Source organism: uncultured Microbacterium sp. (genome assembly GCF_964244775.1).
Lineage (GTDB): Bacteria > Actinomycetota > Actinomycetes > Actinomycetales > Microbacteriaceae > Microbacterium.
In genome coordinates this window covers 196,718-214,086 of record NZ_CAXTJR010000004.1, presented here as the reverse complement: position 1 = coordinate 214,086, position 17,369 = coordinate 196,718, and the positions used below count along the sequence as shown (strand labels likewise).

General features: G+C 69.9%; 15 protein-coding genes. 12 read left to right on the top strand and 3 right to left on the bottom strand.

Annotated features, from left to right (window positions below; all coding sequences use genetic code 11):
• The first annotated feature begins 70 nt into the window (after nucleotides 1-70).
• The 12 genes from ACFE6Z_RS09620 to ACFE6Z_RS09565 all read left to right on the top strand — a co-directional run bounded on the left by ACFE6Z_RS09620 (nucleotide 71) and on the right by ACFE6Z_RS09565 (nucleotide 14,529).
• The gene (locus ACFE6Z_RS09620) at nucleotides 71-1,141 is read left to right on the top strand and encodes an ABC transporter permease (RefSeq protein ID WP_375385518.1); all 1,071 of its coding nucleotides are present in this window, start codon (nucleotides 71-73) and stop codon (nucleotides 1,139-1,141) included.
• Nucleotides 1,141-2,091, top strand: coding sequence for an ABC transporter permease (locus tag ACFE6Z_RS09615; RefSeq protein ID WP_375385517.1), 951 nt, complete (start codon nucleotides 1,141-1,143; stop codon nucleotides 2,089-2,091). The genes ACFE6Z_RS09620 and ACFE6Z_RS09615 overlap by 1 nt, the downstream gene beginning before the upstream one ends.
• Entirely contained in the window at nucleotides 2,088-3,824 is a 1,737-nt protein-coding gene (locus tag ACFE6Z_RS09610) for a dipeptide ABC transporter ATP-binding protein (RefSeq protein ID WP_375385516.1), read from the top strand. Before ACFE6Z_RS09615 ends, ACFE6Z_RS09610 begins: the two co-directional genes overlap by 4 nt.
• A gap of 49 nt (nucleotides 3,825-3,873) precedes the next feature.
• On the top strand, nucleotides 3,874-5,493 hold the full coding sequence (locus ACFE6Z_RS09605; protein WP_375385515.1) for an ABC transporter substrate-binding protein: 1,620 nt from the start codon (nucleotides 3,874-3,876) through the stop codon (nucleotides 5,491-5,493).
• Between the two features lie 88 nt (nucleotides 5,494-5,581).
• The gene (locus tag ACFE6Z_RS09600; protein ID WP_375385514.1) at nucleotides 5,582-6,637 is read left to right on the top strand and encodes an LLM class flavin-dependent oxidoreductase; all 1,056 of its coding nucleotides are present in this window, start codon (nucleotides 5,582-5,584) and stop codon (nucleotides 6,635-6,637) included.
• A 143-nt stretch (nucleotides 6,638-6,780) separates the two neighbouring features.
• Nucleotides 6,781-7,989: an LLM class flavin-dependent oxidoreductase gene (locus ACFE6Z_RS09595; protein WP_375385513.1), complete on the top strand. Its 1,209-nt coding sequence runs from the start codon at nucleotides 6,781-6,783 to the stop codon at nucleotides 7,987-7,989.
• 18 nt (nucleotides 7,990-8,007) lie between these two features.
• Nucleotides 8,008-9,384, top strand: coding sequence for an NtaA/DmoA family FMN-dependent monooxygenase (locus tag ACFE6Z_RS09590; RefSeq protein WP_375385512.1), 1,377 nt, complete (start codon nucleotides 8,008-8,010; stop codon nucleotides 9,382-9,384).
• Between the two features lie 40 nt (nucleotides 9,385-9,424).
• A complete protein-coding gene (locus ACFE6Z_RS09585; protein WP_375385511.1) occupies nucleotides 9,425-10,312 on the top strand; it encodes a DUF1684 domain-containing protein in 888 nt (295 codons plus the stop codon).
• Nucleotides 10,309-11,448 carry an LLM class flavin-dependent oxidoreductase gene (locus tag ACFE6Z_RS09580; RefSeq protein ID WP_375385510.1) on the top strand — a complete coding sequence of 380 codons (1,140 nt, stop codon included), beginning with the start codon at nucleotides 10,309-10,311 and terminating at the stop codon, nucleotides 11,446-11,448. The genes ACFE6Z_RS09585 and ACFE6Z_RS09580 overlap by 4 nt, the downstream gene beginning before the upstream one ends.
• 1 nt (nucleotide 11,449) lies before the next feature.
• Nucleotides 11,450-12,904: an MFS transporter gene (locus ACFE6Z_RS09575; protein WP_375385509.1), complete on the top strand. Its 1,455-nt coding sequence runs from the start codon at nucleotides 11,450-11,452 to the stop codon at nucleotides 12,902-12,904.
• 24 nt (nucleotides 12,905-12,928) lie between these two features.
• On the top strand, nucleotides 12,929-13,435 hold the full coding sequence (locus tag ACFE6Z_RS09570) for a GNAT family N-acetyltransferase (protein WP_375385508.1): 507 nt from the start codon (nucleotides 12,929-12,931) through the stop codon (nucleotides 13,433-13,435).
• The gene (locus ACFE6Z_RS09565; protein WP_375385507.1) at nucleotides 13,432-14,529 is read left to right on the top strand and encodes an FAD-dependent oxidoreductase; all 1,098 of its coding nucleotides are present in this window, start codon (nucleotides 13,432-13,434) and stop codon (nucleotides 14,527-14,529) included. The genes ACFE6Z_RS09570 and ACFE6Z_RS09565 overlap by 4 nt, the downstream gene beginning before the upstream one ends.
• Nucleotide 14,530: 1 nt before the next feature.
• Here the strand turns inward: ACFE6Z_RS09565 and ACFE6Z_RS09560 are convergent, their stop codons facing one another.
• The 3 genes from ACFE6Z_RS09560 to ACFE6Z_RS09550 all read right to left on the bottom strand — a co-directional run bounded on the left by ACFE6Z_RS09560 (nucleotide 14,531) and on the right by ACFE6Z_RS09550 (nucleotide 17,350).
• Nucleotides 14,531-15,115 carry a GNAT family N-acetyltransferase gene (locus ACFE6Z_RS09560; protein WP_375385506.1) on the bottom strand — a complete coding sequence of 195 codons (585 nt, stop codon included), beginning with the start codon at nucleotides 15,113-15,115 and terminating at the stop codon, nucleotides 14,531-14,533.
• Nucleotides 15,112-16,269, bottom strand: a complete 1,158-nt coding sequence (locus tag ACFE6Z_RS09555) for an LLM class flavin-dependent oxidoreductase (RefSeq protein WP_375385505.1) — start codon at nucleotides 16,267-16,269, stop codon at nucleotides 15,112-15,114. The genes ACFE6Z_RS09560 and ACFE6Z_RS09555 overlap by 4 nt, the downstream gene beginning before the upstream one ends.
• Nucleotides 16,270-16,351: 82 nt before the next feature.
• Nucleotides 16,352-17,350, bottom strand: a complete 999-nt coding sequence (locus ACFE6Z_RS09550; RefSeq protein WP_375385504.1) for an ABC transporter substrate-binding protein — start codon at nucleotides 17,348-17,350, stop codon at nucleotides 16,352-16,354.
• Nucleotides 17,351-17,369 lie beyond the last annotated feature (19 nt).

The following is a 17,369-nucleotide window of genomic DNA, read 5'->3' as shown; positions in this document are numbered from 1 at the left end:
ATCGCCGACCGGGTGAGAGCGTCGCGCTGCGGCATCTCCACCGCGACCACCCCCCGACAGGAGCACACGCATGTCTGCCACCTCGACGGCGCGATCAGTGCGACCCCCCGTGGCGCGCTATATCGCCTCGCGCCTCGGCCAGGCGCTGATCGTGCTGTGGGCCGCCTACACGGTGTCGTTCATCGTCCTGTACGCGCTGCCCAGCGACCCGGTGGCCCTGCTCGCAGGTGGTGACGCCAGCGACATCACGCCCGAGCAGCTCGACGCGCTGCGAGTGAAGTACGGCCTCGACCGCCCGCTCTTCGTGCAGTACTTCGTGCAGCTGGCCGGGGTGCTGACCGGTCACCTGGGTGTCTCGATCTCATCGGGGCGTCCGGTGACCGAGGTGATCGGCGAGGCCATCCCGCCCACGCTGCAGCTGGCCGGCTTCGCCTTCGTCATCGCGGTCGTCTTCGGCGGGGGTCTCGCGGTGATCGCGACGTTCGTTCGCGGGCGCTCGCTCTCGGCCTTCCTGCTCGGCCTGCCCCCGTTGGGCGTCGCCATCCCGTCCTTCTGGTTCGGTCTCATGCTGATCCAGTGGTTCTCGTTCCAGGTGCCGATCTTTCCGGCGATGGGCGACAAGTCGTTCGCCGCGCTCGTCCTGCCGGCCATCACCCTGGCGCTCCCGACCGGCGCGATGATCGCCCAGTTGCTCTCCAAGAGCCTGTCCACCTCGCTCCGCGAGCCGTACATCGACACGGCGTGGGCGAAGGGCGGCGATCGCCGTCGCGTCCATCTCCGCCACGCTCTGCGCAACGCCGCGCTGCCTGCGATCACGATCACCGGTTTGATCGTGGGCCAATTGCTCGCGGGGACAGTCGTCACCGAGACGGTGTTCTCGCGCCCCGGGATCGGGCGCGTGACGGCGACCGCCGTGCAGCAGCAGGACATCCCCGTCGTCCAGGGGGTCGTGCTGTTCGCCGCGTCCGCATTCGTGCTGGCCAACCTCGCGGTCGACCTCGTCTATCCTCTGCTCGACCCGCGCATCCAGCTCAGCGCCCCCTCCCGCCGGCTGCGGCCGGGTGCCGCCGACCTCACGGAGGCGACGCCCGTCGATGACGTCTCGCTCGAGTCGGAAGAAGAGCTGGAGACGGTGCGCTGATGAGCGAGTCCACCACCCTGCTGCCCGGCACCGCGCAGCGACCCGACGACGGATTCGGGTCGACCGCGGCCGACCGCTTCGACGACGCGGTCGCCGAGCGCACCACGAGCACACGATCCCCTCGCACGCCGCCCGCGCTGCGGCAGCTTCTGCGCAGCCCCCTCGCGGTCGTGGCCGTGGTGTGGATCGTGCTGGTCCTGGTCGCTGCCATCTGGCCGAATCTGCTCGCGCCGGGCGACCCGCTCACGGGTGTTCCCGCCGACAAGCTCCAGGCCCCGTCCGCTCAGCACTGGTTCGGCACCGACCAGATCGGCCGCGACCTGTACACGCGCGTCGTGCACGGTACCTCGCTGACCGTCTCGGCTGCGGCGATCGCGGTCGGCGTCGGGTTGATCGCCGGGTCGCTTCTCGGCTTGATCAGCGGCTTCGCGGGCGGACGAGTGGATGCTGTGGTCATGCGCGTCGCCGACGTGCTGCTGTCGATCCCGAGCCTGCTGCTGTCGCTCGCGATCATCACCGCACTCGGGTTCGGCACGATCAACGTGGCGATCGCCGTCGGCATCGCTAGCGTCGCGTCGGTCGCGCGGATCATGCGCTCCGAGGTGATCAAGGTGCGCAGCTCGGCCTACATCGAAGCCGCTCGCGCGTCGGGAAATCGGTGGAGCCGCATCCTGTTCCGCCATGTGCTCCCGAATTCGAGCGGCCCGGTGATCGTGCTCGGAGTCCTCGAGTTCGGCACGGCGATCCTCGCGGTCTCGGCGCTCAGCTTCCTCGGATTCGGCGCACCCCCGCCGGCGCCGGAGTGGGGCGCGCTCGTCTCGGGTGGCCGCGACTTCCTGCGGGGCGCCTGGTGGCTCACCACGCTGCCCGGTCTCACGATCGTGCTGACCGTTCTGGCGGTCAATCGCCTGGCGCGCGGCCTCGGCTCGGAAGGGCGGTCGGCGCGATGACCGCGGACGCACCACTGCTGGACATCACGGATCTGTCCGTCACCTATCGCACGCCGTACGGCGAGATCGACGCTGTGCGCGGGGCGAGCCTGACCGTCGCGGCGGGCGAGACCGTCGCGATCGTGGGTGAGTCCGGCTCGGGCAAGTCCACGACCGTGCACGCGATCATCCGGCTGCTGCCCGCAGCGGCCGCGATCCCCGCCGGCTCGATCCGCTTCGGTGAGACCGACCTGGTCCGCGCGTCGGGGGCTGTGCTCCGCTCGATCCGCGGGCGCGAGATCGGCTTCGTGCCGCAGGACCCCAGTGTCAGCCTGAACCCCGTCACGCGAATCGGGGTGCAGGTGGCCGAGGTGCTGCGCATCCACGGGCTCGCCGATCGTCGGAACGCGGCGCAGCGCGCGATCGCCGCCCTCGAGCGCGCCGGGCTGCCCGATGCGGGCGTGCGGGCGCAGCAGTATCCGCACGAGCTCTCGGGCGGGATGCGCCAGCGCGTGCTGATCGCGATCGCCATCATCGCCGATCCTCCGCTGATCATCGCCGATGAGCCCACCAGCGCGCTCGATGTCACCGTGCAGCGACAGATCCTCGATCACCTCGACACACTCAAGCGCGAACGGGGCACGAGCCTGCTGCTGATCACCCACGACCTCGGTGTCGCCGGCGACCGTGCCGACCGGATCATCGTGATGTCGCAGGGCGAGATCGTTGAACAGGGCACACCGGACGAGGTGCTGCGAAACCCGCAGCACGCCTACACCCGCCAGCTGATCGCCGCGGCGCCGAGCCTCAACGCGCACCGGGGAGCCGTGGCCGGCGTCGCGCCGACCTCGCGTCCGGTGATCGCGCTCAGCGGGCGCCCGGGCGACCCGTTCGCCGCAGCATCGGCAGAAGCGGTCTCGGCAGCAGCGGTATCGGCGGAGCCGGCGCCCGCATCGTCGGGCCCCGAGGCCGAGCCGGTGATCCGCGTCGAGGGTCTCGTGAAGGAATTCGCCGTCCCGGGTGGCGCGCAGACGCTGCGGGCCGTGGACGACGTGAGCTTCGCGATCGAGCGTGGCCGCACGCTCGCGCTCGTGGGTGAATCCGGCTCGGGCAAGACGACGACGGCGCGATTGGCGCTTCGCCTCGTCGAACCCACGGCAGGGAGCATCCACGTGGACGGAGTGGAGGTCACCCGTCTCGGCGGCGAGCGTCTGCGCCAACTGCGCCGCCGCATCCAGCTCGTGCAGCAGAACCCGTATGCGGCGCTCAACCCGCGGCTGAGCATCGAGGCGATCATCACCGACCCGCTCGTGGCGTACCGGCTCGGGACGTCCGCGGTCCGGCGTGCCCGCGCCGAGGAGCTCGTCGATGTGGTGGCGCTGCCGACATCGGTGCTGAAGCGCAAGCCGGCCGAGCTCTCGGGCGGACAGCGCCAGCGGGTCGCGATCGCCCGTGCCCTCGCTCTCTCGCCCGAGCTGCTGGTGCTCGATGAGCCGGTCTCCGCGCTGGACGTGTCGATCCAGCATCAGATCCTCACGCTGCTGACCTCGATCCAGCACGAGCTCGGCGTCAGCTACCTGTTCATCTCGCACGACCTCGCGGTCGTCCGTCAGATCGCGCACACCGTCGGCGTCATGCAGAGGGGCCGGGTCGTCGAGTTCGGCACGGCCGCCGACGTGTTCGAGAACCCGACCGCCGCGTACACGCGCACGCTGCTGGACGCGATCCCCGGGCGTCTCGCGACCTCGCTCTGACAGCATCCGTCCTTCCCACGCCGTTTCGAAACCCTCACCAAGGAGCACGATGAACACCAGACGCACCACCTTCCTCGCGGCCATAGCCGTGGTCGCCGGGCTCACGCTCAGCGCATGCGCGGGCGGCAGCTCGCCCGCCGGCGATGCCACGCCGGACGCCACGCCGGTCGACGGCGGCGACCTGACCTTCGCGATCGCCAACGATCCGATCTCGCTGAACCCCTCGGGCACCGGCGCGGGCAACGACACGTGGTACGTCACACGTCAGCTCGTGGACTCGCTGCTCTACCAGAACCCCGAGACCGGTGAGCTCGACCCGTGGCTGGCGAGCTCCTACACCGTGAACGACGATGCGACGGTCTTCACGTTCACGCTGCGCGACGACGTGACCTTTTCGGACGGCACGCCGTTGACCGCCGCCAACGTCAAGGCGACGTTCGACGACATCGTGGCCGCCGGCGCGCTCAGCCAGTCGGTGAGCAGTTTCGTCGGCTACGACCAGACGGTCGTCGACGACGATCACACGGTCGAGGTGCGCTTCACCAAGCCCAACGCCGCATTCCCCAACTCGACCGCCGCCGTCGGCCTCGGCATCGTAGGAGCCGCGACCCTCGCGGTGCCCTTCGCGGATCGTGCGGACGGCAAGGCGCTAGTCGGCACCGGACCCTTCACGCTGGACACCTACACGAAGGACGTCGAGACCGTGCTGAAAGCGCGCGACGACTATGCCTGGGCGCCGGCAGCACTCGGCAACGACGGTCGCGCCCACCTCGACTCGGTCACCTTCCAGATCGTGCCCGAGGCCGGCGTCCGCACGGGCAGCCTCACCTCCGATCAGGTCGACGTGATCGGCAGCGTGCCGCCGACCGATGTCGCTTCGCTCGAGCAGAGCGGGTATCCGCTGGTCTGGCGTGCCAACCCGGGCGTCAGCTTCGGGCTGTTGTTCAACCAGGCGAGTCCGATCGTCTCCGACATCGCGGTGCGCGAAGCCATCTCGGCGGCGATCGACCCGACGGTCGTGCGCGACACGGCGCTGAACGAGTACTTCAACGTGGCCACCAGCGCCCTCGCGAAGAACACGCCCGGATACGCCGACGAGAGCGCGTACTTCACCTACGACCCCGACCACGCCGCCGAACTGCTCGACGGCGCGGGCTGGACGAAGGGCGCCGACGGCACCCGCACGAAGGACGGTCAGCCCTTGTCGCTCACGCTCCTGTGGATCACGAACTTCGGACCCAACCAGACATCGCTCGAGCTCATCCAGCAGCAGCTGAAGGCCGTGGGGATCAGCCTCGTCCTGCAGGCCAACACCGTTCCCGACTTCCTGGCCAAGCAGAAGGCCGGTGCTTTCGACGTCGCCTGGGGCAACCTCTCCCGTGCGGACGGCGACGTGCTGCGCACGCAGTTCTCCGCGGCGACCAACACGCTCAGCATCAAAGACCCCGAGCTCGAGAGCCTCCTGCAGGGGCAGCTCGCGAGCGGCGACGCGACCGCGCGCAACGCGATCCTTGCCGACGCTCAGGCGCGCATCGCGAGCCAGTACTACCAGATCCCGGTGCACGAGCTGACCTCGATCCTGGGCACGCAGACGACCGTGCACGGCGTCAGCCTGGGCGCCGACTCGCGGCTGAACCCGCTGGTGGGCGCCTGGATCCAGGCCGGCTGACCGCGACGCGAGGGGCGGGTCGCGTTGACCGGCCCGCCCCCCGCAACACCTTCCTCTTCAACCCACGACGACAGAGAGCGAGACCAGGATGCCGACATCCGACGCCCACGCCACCATCACCGCCGCAGGCTTCACCCTCGCCGGCAGCTTTCCCGAGAACGACCCGGCGGCAGGTCTCGAAGAGACCCTGCGGCTGTTCGAGTACGCCGAAGAGCTCGGACTCCAGGTCGCCGGCATCCGGCAGCGCCATCTCGAGCGCGGAGTCTCATCCGCCCTCACCTTCCTTGCCGCCGCGACTCAGCGCACTCGGACGCTGCGCCTGGAGACGGCCGTCGTCCCGCTCGGCTATGAGACGCCGTTCCGCCTCGCCGAGGACTTCGCCACGGTGGACGCGCTGTCCGGCGGCCGGGTGAACGCCGGAGTCAGCTCGTCGGCACCGCACGGCGACCTGCTCGGTCCGCTCGGGCGCACCGACGGCGACACGGCCCTGGACCCGTACGTGCTGATCGCGAGATTCCTCGAGGCACTCGAGGGCAGGCCACTGGCCGACGAAGACATCTACACGCCATACGGCCCGCAGACCCCGCGCGTGCAGCCGCACATCCCCTCGCTGCGCGAGCGGGTCTGGCTCGGCGGGGGCTCACTCCGCTCGGTGCGCTGGGCCGCCGAGCGAGGTCTGAAGCTCCTGCTCGGAAACGTCACCTCCAGCGAGAACGAGGCCCCTTTCGAGATCGCGCAGAGGGTGCACATCGACGAATACCACGAGCGGTTCTCCGGGCCGGGAAGCCCCGCGGTCGGCGTCGAGCGCGTCATCCTGCCGCTGGACAGCGCGACCGCGGCGCAGCGCGAGCACTACACCGCCTACGCCGCCGCGCGCGACGAGCGCACGGCGGGCACATTCCTCGGTCACGTCTTCCAGCGCGACCTGTTCGGAACGTCCGAGCAGATCATCGAGCGACTCCGCGACGATCCGGCGATCGACGGACTCACCGAGCTGCGCATCGCGCTGCCGTACGCGTTCGCCCTCGACGACTACCGCCAGATCCTCTCGGACATCCGATACGCGGTGCTGCCGCAGGTGGGCTGGTCGCCCGCGGGCACCCCAGCGCGCGATGCCGTGCTCGAGGCGACCGCCGTCGCCTGAGCTCTTCCCGCGTTACCGCGTGTAACGAAGCATGACCACGCTTGACGCACTCGGCCGCCCCCCGGGGCGGCGTGCGTCAGGCTCGAACCCACGAGGCCTCACGGCCGCAGCATCCATCCCGATCGAAAGAAGCAGGAGCACTCATGAGTTCTTCATCACGGCTGCGCATCGGCGTCGCCCTGGAGGGCGCCGGCTGGCACCCCGCCGCGTGGCGCGAACCCACGTCGCGCCCGGGCGACCTGTTCACGCCCGAGTACTGGGTGCAGCAGGTGGCGACCGCCGAGGCGGGGCTCCTGGACTTCGTCACGATCGAGGATTCGTTCGCCCTCCAGTCGTCCGACCGGTTCGCACCCGATGAGCGCACCGACGAGGTGCGCGGCCGGCTCGACGCGCTGCTCATCGCCTCACGGGTTTCCCCGGTCACCTCGCGGATCGGCCTGATCCCCACCGTGACGGCGACGCACACCGAGCCGTTCCACGTCTCCAAGGGCATCGCGACGCTCGACTACACGAGCGAGGGCCGGGCCGGATGGCAGGTCAAGGTGTCGGGTCGCGCCGACGAAGCGGCGCACGTGGGTCGCCGGGCGCACCCGGGGCCCTCGATCGACCAGAACGACCCCGCGTTCGTGGAGCTGACGACCGACCTGTTCGACGAAGCGGCGGATGTCGTCGAGGTCGTCCGTCGCCTGTGGGACAGCTGGGAGGATGACGCTGAGATCCGGGATGCCGCGACCGACCGTTTCCTCGACGCCGCCAAGGTGCACCAGGTCGACTTCGAAGGCCGCTGGTTCAGCGTTCGTGGCCCGGCGATCACGCCGCGGCCGCCCCAGGGGCAGCCGGTCGTCGCCGCGCTCGCCCACGCGGAGGTGCCCTACCGCCTTGCCGCGCGGTCGGCCGACATCGTCTTCGTCACACCGTCCGACGAGGCGCACGCCCGGTCGATCCTCGACGAAGTGCGTGCCATCGAGCGCGCGGAGGAGCGCGAGGGCGAGCCGCTGCAGGTGTTCGCCGATCTCGTCGTGCTCCTGGATGAGACGGGGGGCGAGCTCGCCGTCGACCGACTGCGGCGCCTCGACGGCCTCGGCCGGCCGCTGACCTCGGACGCGCGCGTGTTCACGGGATCTGCGAGCCAGCTCGCCGATCTGATCGCCTCGTTGGGTGAACTGGGCTACGCGGGCGTCCGTCTGCGCCCCGGTGTCATCACCGACGATCTTCCGCGCATCGCTGAGCAGCTGACCGCAGAGCTGCGCGCCCGCGGACTCTTCCACGACGAGTACGAGTCCGACACCCTCCGGGGTCTGTTCGGGCTGCCCGAAGGCATCGTCAGCCGCTACGCCGTCTCCGCGGCCTGAACAGACAAGGAATTCGCCATGAGCAGCACACCGCGCAAGCAGATCATCCTGGCCGCCTACGTCGGCGGCGTGAATGAGCAGACCCTCTGGGAAGACCCCGACGCGGGCAGCCAGATCGCCTTCTCGACGTTCCGTCACGTCGCGCAGACCGCCGAGCGCGGTCGCTTCGACTACTTCTTCCTCGCGGAGGGCCTGGCGCTTCGCGCGCGAGCCGGGCAGATCTTCGACCACGACATCGCCGGTCGTCCCGACACGCTCCCGGTGCTGGCGGCCATCGCGGCCGTCACGGATCACATCGGCCTGGTCGGCACGCTGAACGCGACGTTCAACGAGCCGTACGAGCTGGCACGGCAGATCGCGAGTCTCGACCACCTGTCGGGTGGCCGCGCCGGATGGAATGTCGTGACCTCGTTCGACGCGTTCACCGGTGCGAACTTCCGTCGGGGCGGATTCCTCCCGCACGCCGACCGATACGTCCGCGCCGAAGAGACCGTGGCGACGGTGCGGGAACTCTGGGATTCGTGGGCGCAGGATGCGATCGTCGCCGACAAGGAGTCGGGCGTCTTCCTCCGTGATTCGGACGCCGGCGCCTTCTCGCACCACGGCTCGCAGTTCGACATCGAGGGCCGCTTCACGGTTCCGCGCAGCCCGCAGGGCCGCCCGGTGATCGTGCAGGCCGGCGTCTCGCCGCAGGGGCGCGACTTCGCGGCGTCGTCCGCCGATGCGATCTTCTCGCCCTATTCGACGCTCGCCGAGGGCAAGGCGTTCTACGCCGACATCAAGGAGCGCGCGGCGCGCTTCGGCCGTCACCCCGACGACATCAAGATCATTCCCGCCACCGGCTTCGTGCTCGGCGACACCACGGCCGAGGCCGAGGAGAAGGCGCGCCACATCAAGGAGCAGCAGCTGAGCGACCGCACGATCCAGGTGACGTTCGAGCAGGTGTGGAACCTCGACCTGTCTTCGTACGATCCCGACGGGCCGCTCCCCGACATCGACCCGGATCCGCAGGCTCCGCCGATCATCCAGGGACGCGCGTTCCTCTTCCAGGACCGCTTCGAAACGGTGCGCAAATGGCGGGAACTGGCCGACGCGAAGGGGCTCACCCTCCGCGGCCTCGCCCACGAGATCGCCGGGCGAGCAGGCTATGTCGGCACTCCCGAGCAGGTCGCGCAGCAGCTCGATGACTTCGTCCAGGATGACGGGGCGGACGGCGTCGTGGTGGGTTCGCACCTCGTGCCCTCCGGCCTCGACGAGTTCGTCGACCGGGTGGTGCCTCTGCTGCAGGAGCGCGGATCGCTGCGCGCCGATTACGAGGGGACCACCCTGCGCGACAACCTCGGCCTGCGGGTGCCCGAGCGCGACGAGAGCGCGGCGCTCGCCGACGCGCGCTGAGACCCGTTCCACCGAAACCCTCTGGCCGAAGGACACCATGATGAGCATCCCCACGACGACCACGACATCGGACCGTGCGCAGTACGGTCGCGATTGGGAGGATTGGCACCGCACCCACGAGGTGCGCCGCGCCGATCCGCAGGGGTTCCTCGCCGTGACGGGGCTCTACTGGCTCGGCCACGACGAGACTGTCATCGCCGGTGTGCCGGGGGCGTGGCACACCGGCGATGACGGTCCGGTCGTCGATCTGGCAGCGGGCGAGGCGCTGTCGATCGACGGGCGGACCATCACGGGCCGCCACGCGTTCGGCCCCATCGCCGAACGCGGTGGCGTGACCGTCGGGTTCGACGCCGCGGATTCGATCGGGGGGGTGATCGAGGTCGCCCGTCGCGGCGGCCGCGACATCCTTCGCCCCCGGCGACCTGACGCGGCTTTCCTCGCGTCGTATCAGGGCACGCCGACGTACGTCCCCAACCCGCGGTGGCGTGCGACGGCGACCTTCGTCCCGTATGCGGCGCCGCGTCCGTACGAAGTGGGGGCTGCCGTCGACGGGCTGACGCACGTCTACGAATCACCGGGATACCTCGAGTTCGAGCTGCGCGGCGAGGTGTTCCGCCTCGTCGCCTTCCCCGGCCATGCCCCGGGAACGCTGACGGTGCTCTTCACTGACGCCACCAGCGGACTGACCACCTACGCCGCCAATCGCACGCTGTCGGTGGACGCGCCGGATGCCGGTGGGCAGACGGTGCTGGATTTCAACCGCGCGGTCAACCTCCCGTGCGCGTACACCGACTTCGCGACCTGCCCACTGCCGCCGGCCGAGAACAGGCTGCCGATCGGCATCGAGGCGGGGGAGAAGACGCCCCTGTCGCGCGTGCACGGCGTGGTGACCGACGCCGGCATCGTGCTCGAAGGTGCCGCGGCGTGAGGTTCCAGCTGCTGGACATCATCCCGTTCTACGCGAACCCCATCACCGGAGAGCAGGTCTCTCCCGCTGAGCGCTTCGCCCAGACGCTGCACGCCGCGGTGCGCGCCGAAGAGCTGGGTTTCGACGCGGTCAGCGTCGGCGAACGTCACGCCGGACGCTTCCTCTCGTCGTCGCCGACCGTGATCCTCGGAGCGATCGCGGCCCGGACATCGAGGGTGCGGCTGCACTCCGGTGTGACCGTGCTCTCGGTCCTTGACCCCGTGCGCGTGGCCGAGGACTACGCGACGATCGATCAGCTCTCCGGCGGGCGCGCCGAGATCACGATCGGCAAGGGCAACGAGGTCGCTCAATTCCCGCTTTTCGGGCTCGAGATCGATGATCAATGGGAACTGCTCGCCGAGAAGTACGAACTGCTGCGTCTGCTCTGGCGCGAAGAAGACCTCGACTGGCCTGGCGGGGAGTTCACTCGGCCGTTGCGGTCCACCACGACCCTGCCGAGGCCGTATGCCGGCCCCCTCCGGGTCTGGCACGGCTCGGCGACGACCCTGTTCTCCGCTGCCCTCGCCGCGCGATTCGGCGATCCGCTGTTCAGCGCGAACGCGATCCAGCCGCTGCAGAACTACGGTGTGCTCGTCGATCACTACCGCTCGGAATTCGCGCGGCACGGGCACGACGAGCGGGGTGCGTACGTCGGAGCCGGAGCCGGCGCGCTGTTCCTGGCCGACACGAGCCAGGAGGCCGTGCGCGAATACGGACCGGTGTACGAGGCGATCGTGGCGGCGACAAATGTGCCGGGCAACAACACGCCGTTCCGCGACATCGATCACGCGATCGCCGACGGCCCCGCGCTGGTGGGCACGAGCCAGCAGATCATCGACAAGATCGGGTCGTTCCACGCCAGGCTCGGCCATGACCTGCAGTCCATCAGCCTGCCCACGACGGTCTCGTTCGATCGGCAGCTCGAGATACTCGAGCGGTTCGCCACCGAGGTGATCCCGGTTCTTCGTCGCGAGTTCCCGACGACGCTGTGGACGGATGCCGATCCCTATGGATCGCGGCCCTCCCATGTGCACGGCGATGCGGCGCTCCCGGGCCCGTCCGGGGCCGAGCCGTTGCTGGCCTCGGCGCCGGCCTGAGATGAGTGCACCCGAGGCCGTCCGCACGTCGCGCGCGGCCCTGTTCGCCTGCCTCGCCGCGGGCTTCGCGACGCTGCTGGACGCGACGGTCGTCGCCTACACTGCTCCCTCCGTGTCGCAGTCGCTGGGGGCCACCACCGCCGGCGTGCAATGGTTCCTCGCGTCCTATTCGCTGACGTTCGGGCTCGGCCTCGTGCCGGCCGGCCGGCTCGGCGACGCGTTCGGCAGGCGCGGCCTGTTCGTCGGCGGCATGGTGACCTTCCTCCTCGGCGCGGTGGCCTCCGCGTTCGCCCCGTCGATCGCGCTCCTGGTGGCAGGGCGTCTGCTGCAGGGCCTCGGCGCCGGCGTGATCAGCGCGCAGGTGCTCGGCGTCATCCAGGACATCTTCCACGGCAGTGCGCGTGTCCGCGCCTTCGGGGCGTACACCGCCGCGGGAGCGCTTGCGGCGATCATCGGCCCGCTGCTGGCCGGTCTCCTGCTCTGGCTAGCGCCGGTCGAACTGGGCTGGCGGCTCGTCCTGCTGTCATCGGCGCCGTTCGCGATCGTGGCGATCTGGCTCGGTGTCCGGTCGCTCCCGAACGAGCCTCACGGCGCGGGCAGCACCGGCCGCAGCACCGGCCGCACCGCCGGTCTCGACCTCCCGGGCATCGCGCTGCTGGGCGCGATCGTCGTGATGGTCACGCTTCCCGTGATCGACCCGGGAATGCCGCTGCCGGCGATCCTGGCCGTCGTGGGCGGCAGTGCGATCCTGATCGCCGCACTCGTCGGCTGGGAACGGGCGTACGCGCGACGTGGGCGACTGCCCCTCTTCGCACCGCAGCTGCTGCGCTCCCACGGGTTCGTCACCGGGAATGTCGTCGCGCTCCTCTGGTTCGGAAGCCTCGTGGCCTTCTCCACCGTGACGACGGTGTACTTCCTGCAGGGCCACGGCATCCCTGCGCTCGTCATCGCGGCGGCGTTCGTTCCGGGTTCCCTCGCGCGGATGGTCGCGTCCCGCTCGAGCTCGAAGTTCTTCGACAGGTTCGGGCCGAGGATCGTCGCGCTCGGGCTCGGCGTCGAGATGGTCTGCCTGCTGCTGGTCATCGGTTTCACGTTCGTGTGGGAAGGCTGGGGGCTGTTCGTGGCCGCCGCCATCCTCCAGATCGCCCTGGGGTTCACCGGGGGGATGATCGAGCCGCCGCTGCGCGCCATCACCCTCGGGTTCGCGCCCCCGACGCTGCACGGGGTCGCAGCATCCTTCCTGCAGCTGACCCAGCGACTGTCGGCCACCTTCTTCGTCGCGCTCGCGACCGGGGTCATCCTGGGTGCCGGTGGAGCGCTCTCGCTGGAGGGCCTCCGGATAGCGGTGGGCATCTGCGTGGTCGCGGTCGCCGGCGCCATCGTCGCTGCGACGCGGCGGTCGCTGCGCCGGCCCGCTCCCGTGTTACCCGCGATTTCCGTCGACGCGCCCGCATGAGCGCCGACCGACGAGACTGACGGAGTGACTCACCCGGACACCTCCTGGTCTCTGCTGCACGTCGAGTGGGATGACCAGCGCGCGATCGAACTGCGCGCGGCGATGGACGACGAACTCGGTGCGCGGTACGCCGATCGGTTCGACGCGTTCGATGCTGAGACGATCGAGCGCTTCGGCCGCGATTTCGCCGTGGATCCACAGTCGATCGTGGCGACCGTGCTCGTGGTCGATCCGTCCGGCGAGGCGGTCGGCCATGCGGCGCTGCGCGCTCTCGGCGACGAGCTCGAGGTCAAGCGCGTGTTCGTGCAGACATCGGCGCGGGGGCGCGGCGCCAGCCGCGCGCTGATGGGCGAGCTGGAGCGGATCGGTCGCGAGCGCGGCGCGCACCGCCTGATCCTGCAGACCGGCGATCGGCAGCAGGATGCTGTCACGCTCTACGAGCGGATCGGCTACACGCCCATCCCGATCTTCGCTCCCTACCTCGCGTTCGATTTCTCGCTCTGCTTCGAGAAGCCCCTGGGCCCCGCATGACCGAATCGGTGGACGTCGCGGTCATCGGCGCGGGCGCGATGGGCGCCGCCGCTGCCTGGCAGCTCGCGCGAGCCGGTGCGTCGGTCGAGGTCTTCGAGCAGTTCGAGCCCGGCCACGTGCACGGCGCGTCGCACGGGACGACCCGCAACTTCAACGTCTCGTACGACGAGCCGGGCTACCTGGCCTGGCTGAGAGAGGCGCGAGGACTCTGGCGCGAGCTCGAGGCCGAGTCGGGCCTGACCCTGCTGACCACGACCGGCATCGTCAATCACGGTCCTGCGCGGGATCTCGTGCCCGTCGCCGACGCCATCCGGGAGGGGGGCTTCGCCGCCGACCTCCTTCCGCGGGGCGAGGCGACCAGTCGCTGGCCCGGCTTCCGATTTGACGGCGACGTGCTGTACACGCCCGATGCCGGGCGCCTGAACCCCGCCGCCGCGGTCACCGCCCTGCTCGACGGAGCCGTGGCGCGAGGAGCGGCCGTGTCGTGGCGCACCCGGGTCGAAGACCTTCGGGTCGTCGACGACGATCGCGTGCAGCTCACGGTGCAGGATGCCGCCGCGACGCGCGTGCTGCACGCCCGGCGCGTCGTCGTCGCGGCCGGCGCCTGGAGCGAGTCTCTCCTCGCACAACTCGCCGTGCCCTCGCTGCCGCGCCTGCGCGTGACGCAGGAGCAGCCCGCGCACTTCGCCGTACGCGACGAGTCGCTCAACTGGCCCGGTTTCAACCACGGCCCGGCCGTGGACGACCCGGCGACCTCATGGTTTCTCACGGGCGTGTACGGGATGCTGTCTCCCGGCGAAGGCGTCAAGGCGGGCTGGCATGCGGCAGGACCCGAGATCCACCCCGATCGGCGCAGCTACGTCCCGGATCCGACGCTGACCGCGGCCATCGTCCGCTACGCCCGAGAGTGGCTCCCCGGCGTCGACCCCGATACCTTCACCGAGACGACGTGCACCTACACCTCGACTCCCGACTCGAGGTTCTTCCTGGAGCGCATCGGGCCCATCGTCATCGGTGCCGGCTTCTCGGGCCACGGGTTCAAGTTCACCCCCGTGATCGGGCGCGTCCTCGCCGACCTGGCGCGGCGGGACTGACTCAGCCGACCACCACGTCGGCAGGCGCTGCCGCGTCGGTCGGTGACAGGTCGTACCCGAAAGCGAGCAGGTCGATCCAGCGCCCCTCCTCCACTTCGATCGGGCCTTCGCGCTCCGTGAGGCGGCGGAAACCGATCTTGGCGTAGAGCGCATGGGCCCCCGTCATCTCGGGTCCGCTGTTCATGACGACGCGGTGTGCGCCCCGGTCGCGGGCGAGCGCGAGGATGTGCCGGGTGAGGGCTTCGCCGACGCCGCGTCCTCGTGCCTCGGGCGTCACTGCGAGCTGGCGGAAATCCACTTCGCCGTCCTGCGCGAGCTCGGAGAGGTGCTCGCCGGTCCGCGCCACCCACACGGTGCCGAGGATGCTGCCGCCCTCGTCGGAGGCGATCCAGATGTCACCCAGTGCGGCGCGGGCCGCAGCATCCCGCAGTGACTGGCGGTATTCGGGCGTGAGCGTGTCGTAGCTTGCGAGGTATGACGTTTCGGTCAGCCGGCCGACCTCGTCGTATTCGTCGGGTCGTGCGAGACGGATCAGCAGGCTGCGCGTTGCCGCGTTCCCGCTCGGGTCGGTCGACACGGTGGTCATCTGAACACACCCGGTTCCGACAGCACCCGATCTGTGGCGGTGTCACGATCCTCGGTGAGCCCCCACACCTCCGCCAGCAGCTCGAACGACCGGACGCGGTCGAGAGGGTCGTGAGTGATGGTCGTCACGAGCAACTCGTCGGCTCCGGTGACGCGCTGGAGCGTGTCGAGCTGCTCGGCGACGGTGTCGGCGTCGCCGACGAAGCGGGTGTCGAGGCGGTCGGCGACGACGTCGATGATGTCGGGGTCGAACGGCTCGCGCAGCGCGTCCTCGGGGCGAGGATAGGGGATGGCGCCCTGGCCGGCCCGGATGCTGTGCACCCACTCGGCATAGCCCCCGCCGACCCGTGCAGCCTCGGCCGTCGAGTCGGCCACGAGTGCGTCGACCGAGACGATGACCCGAGGTTCTTCGAGGACGCCAGGACGGAAGGCCGCCCGATACGCCGCCACAGCGTCGAGCACGAAGCTGGGGGCGACGTGGTAGCTCGCCCCGAAGGGGAGGCCGAGCCGGCCTGCCAGCTCGGCGCTGGGACCGGCGGTGCTGCCGTGGAGCCACAGCTGGATGTCTTGTCCTTCGGCCGGGGTTGCGGTGATGGGCACGCCTTCCGCCGCGACGTAGGTGCCCTGGATCAGGTCGAGGATGTCGTGGACATCCTGTTCGAACCGATCGGCATCGCCGTCGGTGCGGCCCAGGAGCCGTGCTTGCGCGATGAACCGGTCGGCGCCGAAGGCGAACGGGCCTGCCGCGGGGAGGACGAGTCCGTCCACCACGCGGGCTTCGCGATTACGGACGGGCGGTGCGCCGAGGGCGGATGACCCGGAGCGACCGATACCCAGGTCGAAGCGCCCGGGATGCAGGGCCGCGACGACACCGGCTGCCTCGACGACCTGGAGGGCGGAGTAGTTGCCGATGATCGTGGCCGCCGTGCCGATCCTGATGCGGTCGGTGGCGGCCGCGACGGAGGCGAGGAGCACATGCGGTGCGGCGCCGGCCACACCGGGATTGAGGTGGTGCTCGGCGAGCCAGAAGCGCCGGTAGCCGAGCTCTTCAGCGCGGCGGGCGAGTTCGATGCTCGCGCGCAGCCCATCGCCGGGTGTCGCTCCCGCACCGAACGGAGACAGATCGAGCACGGAGAGGGGAACGCGGGAGGTCATGGCGGCGCTTTCGTTGCAGGAAGAGGGGGTAAAGCCGGAGTGGGGCTCGGACGCGCGTACCGCGTCCGAGCCCCACGGTCCGTTACTGCTTGGGGAGCCCGGGAGGGTTGATCTCGGACTTCTCGACACCTTCGGAGGTGAGCCCCCAGGCCTTGAGAACCTCACCGTACGTGCCGTTGGCGATCACCCCGTTCAACGCGAGGGCGACGGGCTCGATGAGGCCGTTGCCCTTCTTGGTGGCGGCCGCGATCGCCGCGTCGAGCGGCCAGCCGCCGGGGATGATCCCGACGAGCTTGATCTCGTCGGTCTCGCGCGCCGCCCAGGCGTATCCCGCGTTCGGTCCGAACTCGGCGTCGGCGCGACCGGAGAGCAGCGCGAGCTGACCTGCGGCCTGGTCATCGAAATACTGCAGTTCGGCCGGTGCCTTGCCTTCCTTCACGAGTTCTTCGTTCCAGCGCAGCAGCACCTGCTCCTGGTTGGTGCCCGAGCCCACGATGATCTTCAGGCCCGAGATGTCGGCGGCCTCCTCGATCTTGTCGATCTTGCTGTCCTTGGCCACGTAGAAGCCGAGCACGTCCTGTCGGTAGCTGGCGAAGTCGTAGAGCTCCTTGCGCTCGTCCGTCACCGTCACGTTCGCGGTGATCAGGTCGTACTTGCCCGACTGGATGCCCAGCGGCCAGTCCGCCCAGGCCACGATGACGGGGTTGTACTCGAGGCCGAGTGCCTCGGCGATGAGTGCGCCGAGGTTCGGCTCGTTGCCCACGGCCTTCGTCTCGCCCTCCGGGATGTAGCCGAGCGGCGGAGCGTAGACGCTCAGGGCGACGGTGAGCTTGCCCGGCTCGATGGGCTGGAATCCGCTTGCCTTGAGGGCTGCGACCGCCTCGGGAATCGGATCCGTGCTGACCCACTTGATGTCATCGGTGGCGACGTTGGCCGACGTCGAAGCGGCCGGCGTCGATCCTTCCGCTGACGCCTGCGCGGGCTGATTGAGGTTCACGGCGACGACGATTCCGACGACGATCGCGGCCGCGACCACGATGCCACCGCCGATCGTCCAGCCCTGTTTCTTGCTGAGTGCCATTTCTGTGTTTCTCCTTGGT